The sequence below is a fragment of the Actinomadura sp. KC06 genome (assembly GCF_004348735.1).
In the GTDB taxonomy this organism is placed as follows: domain Bacteria; phylum Actinomycetota; class Actinomycetes; order Streptosporangiales; family Streptosporangiaceae; genus Spirillospora.
On the sequence record NZ_SMKT01000342.1, the window covers coordinates 1 to 3,123 of the forward strand.

General features: G+C 71.7%; 4 protein-coding genes. All 4 read left to right on the forward strand.

Translation table 11 applies throughout. The annotated features are described in order from the left end of the window. The coding region (locus tag E1287_RS42710; protein ID WP_207934814.1) for a hypothetical protein at window positions 1-827 on the forward strand (827 nt) is incomplete at its 5' end. After that, window positions 820-1,629 (forward strand): alpha/beta hydrolase, encoded by an 810-nt coding sequence (locus E1287_RS42715; protein WP_131971774.1) that lies wholly within the window; start codon window positions 820-822, stop codon window positions 1,627-1,629. The genes E1287_RS42710 and E1287_RS42715, both read left to right, overlap by 8 nt. Beyond that, entirely contained in the window at window positions 1,626-2,783 is a 1,158-nt protein-coding gene (locus E1287_RS42720) for a thiolase domain-containing protein (protein ID WP_131971776.1), read from the forward strand. The genes E1287_RS42715 and E1287_RS42720 overlap by 4 nt, the downstream gene beginning before the upstream one ends. Next, window positions 2,780-3,123 (forward strand): Zn-ribbon domain-containing OB-fold protein (locus E1287_RS42725; protein ID WP_131971778.1); only part of this gene is annotated, 344 nt, incomplete at its 3' end. The genes E1287_RS42720 and E1287_RS42725, both read left to right, overlap by 4 nt.

Consider the following 3,123-nt stretch of genomic DNA (forward strand, 5'->3'; position numbering starts at 1 on the left):
GCCCCGTCCGGCTCCCCTGCCCCGCCCTGAACCCGACCTTTGACCCCGAGGGGGACCCGATGTCCGAGGATGCCGCACCGGCCGTGGGCACGCGTTCGCGCAGCGCCCGCCACGTCGCGGGGGCCCGCGACGCCACGGCCGACCCGCCGTACGCCGCCGACCTGGCGATCCTGCTGCGCCTGCTGGAGCAGGTACGCCCGGCCGACGGCGCGGAACTGGCGTCGTTGCGCTGGGACCCGCAGCCCCCGCCCGGGGAAGACGCCGGGACGGCCGTGCGCCTGGAAGCCACCGTCACCAGGCGAGTCGCCGGTGCCGCGCGAGCGACGATCCACCAGACGGTGCACGTCGTTGACGATCTCGACCGCGTCCGGTCACGCTCGACGGTGGCCTGGAGCGTTCCGGCCGCGCTGACCCGGGACGCGGCCGCGGAGTGGGAGGCGGCCGACTTCGCGTCGGTGCGCTGGGGCGGCCGGCTGCGCGAGCGGCTGGCCGGCGACCCCCGCTTCGCCGCCGCCGCGCGCAGCTTCGACGGCGCGATCGCGTTCGACGCCCAGGACCGGCAGGCGCACTTCCGGATCTACCGGGGCGAGATCATCGACGTAGCGCGCAAGTCCCTGGACGGTGCGACGTTCACGGTCGAGGGCGCTGACCTCGCGTGGGTCGGGCTGCTCACGGCCGAGTCCAACGACTTCATCCGCCGCACCAGCGAGGGCCTGTTCCGCGTCCAGGGCAGCGGCTACCAGTACCTGCGCATGATCAAGGCGGTCATGATCATGCTCGACCACGCCCGCGAGCTGGCCCGCGAGACGGAGGCGACCCGTGCATAACGCCGACTACCTGGAACTCGACGGCCGGCTGGCCTTCGTCGAGAGCCGTCCGGGCGACCGCCCGTCCGTCCTGTGCCTCCACACGGCCGGGCAGAGCGGCGTGCAGTACCGGCACGTGGCCGCCGGGCTGGCCGAGCTGGGCTTCGGGGTGGTCGTGCCCGACCTGCCGGGCCACGGCCGCTCGGAGCCGGCGCCCGGCGGGCCGATCAGCGACCTCTCCTGGTACACCGACTGGTGCGTACGGCTGATCACCGCACTGGGCCTGGAGCGCCCCTACGTCCTGGGCTGCTCGATCGGCGGCAGCATCGCTCTGGACATCGCCACGAAGATGTCCAGCGCACTGTCCGGCGTGGTCGCACTAGACCCGTCCGGAGTGCTCGGCAGCGACGGCCGACCGCCGCCGCCACCGGCCCTGGAAGACTCCGGTTCCCCCAGCATGCGCGACCGCACCTACTACGGCACGGTCGAAGCCTGCGGACGATCGGTCCCGCCCGAGCGGGTGGAGTTGATCGCCCAGATGCACTGCCGCGAGGACTGGCACATCACCGTCAGCGACATCCACGGCGCGCTCACCCACGACATCCGCGACGCGCTGGCCGGCATCACGTGCCCGGTGCGGATCCTCGCCGGCGAGGACGACTTCTTCGTGCCGCCGAGCCGCGTCCGGCGCATCGCCGACCTCGTCCCGCACGCGGCCTTCGAGCTGATGCCGGGCATCGGGCACTACCCGATGGAGGAGATCCCGGACTTCGCGGAGCGCTTCGAGCGCTGGGTGAAGGACTTCGAGGGGGTCGCGCCGTGACGGTGCGCGGCGCGGCGTTCATCGTCGGTGCCCACGAGCACCCGCGCCGCGACATCCCCGACCTGTCGGTGGCGGAGATCCACGCCGAGGTGGCCCTCGCGGCACTGGCCGACGCCGGGCTCTCCCCGCCGGACGTCGACGCGTACTTCTGCGACTCCGACGCTCCCGGCGTGGGGCCGCTGTCGATGGCGGAGTACCTGGGGGTCCGCTGCCGGTACCTCGACACGACCGAGACGGGCGGCGCGTCGTACCTGTCGCACGTCGGGCACGCCGCCGCCGCCATCGCGGCCGGAAAATGCCACGTCGCGCTGGTCGTCATGGGCGGCCGCCCGCGCACCCTGCGGCTCGCCTCCGGCCCGGACCTGTCCGGAGCGCCGGAGACGCACTACGAGACGCACTGGGGGATCACGGACACCGTCCACAACTACGCCCTGGCCGCCATGCGCCACATGCACGAGTTCGGGACGACGAGCCGCCAGCTCGCCGAGGTGAAGGTGGCCGCGTCGCTGCACGCGCAGCACAACCCGAACGCGTTCCTGCGCAAGCCGGTCACCGTCGACGACGTGGTGAACTCGCCGCTGATCAGCGATCCACTGCACCGGCTGGACTGCTGCGTCATGACCGACGGCGGCGGCGCGGTGGTCGTGGCCAGCGCGGAGGTCGCCCACCGGCTGCCGCGCCACTCCGTCGCCGTCCTCGGACACGGCGAGGCGGCCAAGGGCGCCGGCGGCGACCTGACCCACACCGCCGGTGTCTGGTCCGGCCCGGCGGCGTTCGCCGAGGCCGGCGTGACGCCCGCCGACATCGACTACGCGTCCATCTACGACTCCTTCACCATCACAGCGCTGATGGCGCTGGAAGACCTGGGCTTCTGCGAGAAGGGCCAGGGCGGACGGTTCGTCCAGGACGGCGCGCTGGTCGCCCCGCACGGACGGCTGCCCATGAACACCGACGGCGGCGGTCTCTGCAACAACCAGCCCGACAACCGAGGAGGAATGCCACGGATGATCGAGGCAGTGCGCCAGCTACGCGGCGAGGCCGCGACAGAGGTCCAGGTACCCGACTGCCGCCTAGCACTCGTGCACGGCTCGGGCGGACGACTCGCCACCCGAAGCTCCGCAGCCACCCTGATCCTGGGACGTGAGGACGCATGAGCACCCCTCTACCCCCGGCCGATTTCACACCGACCGACCCCTTCTGGACGGCCACCGCCGAGGGCCAACTGCTCCTCCCCAGATGCGAACCCTGCGCAACAGTGATCTGGTACCCACGCCCGTTCTGCCCGCACTGCGGCGGCCGCGACATAACCTGGTCCCCGGCATCAGGCGAAGCGACCATCTACTCCTACACGGTGGTACGCAAAGCGCGCGGAAAATACCGCGACCTAACCCCATACATCGTCGCCTACGTCGACCTACCCGAGGGCCCAAGAATCCTGACCAACATCATCAACTGCGACCCATCCCAGATAAAAATCGGCACCCCCGTAACCCT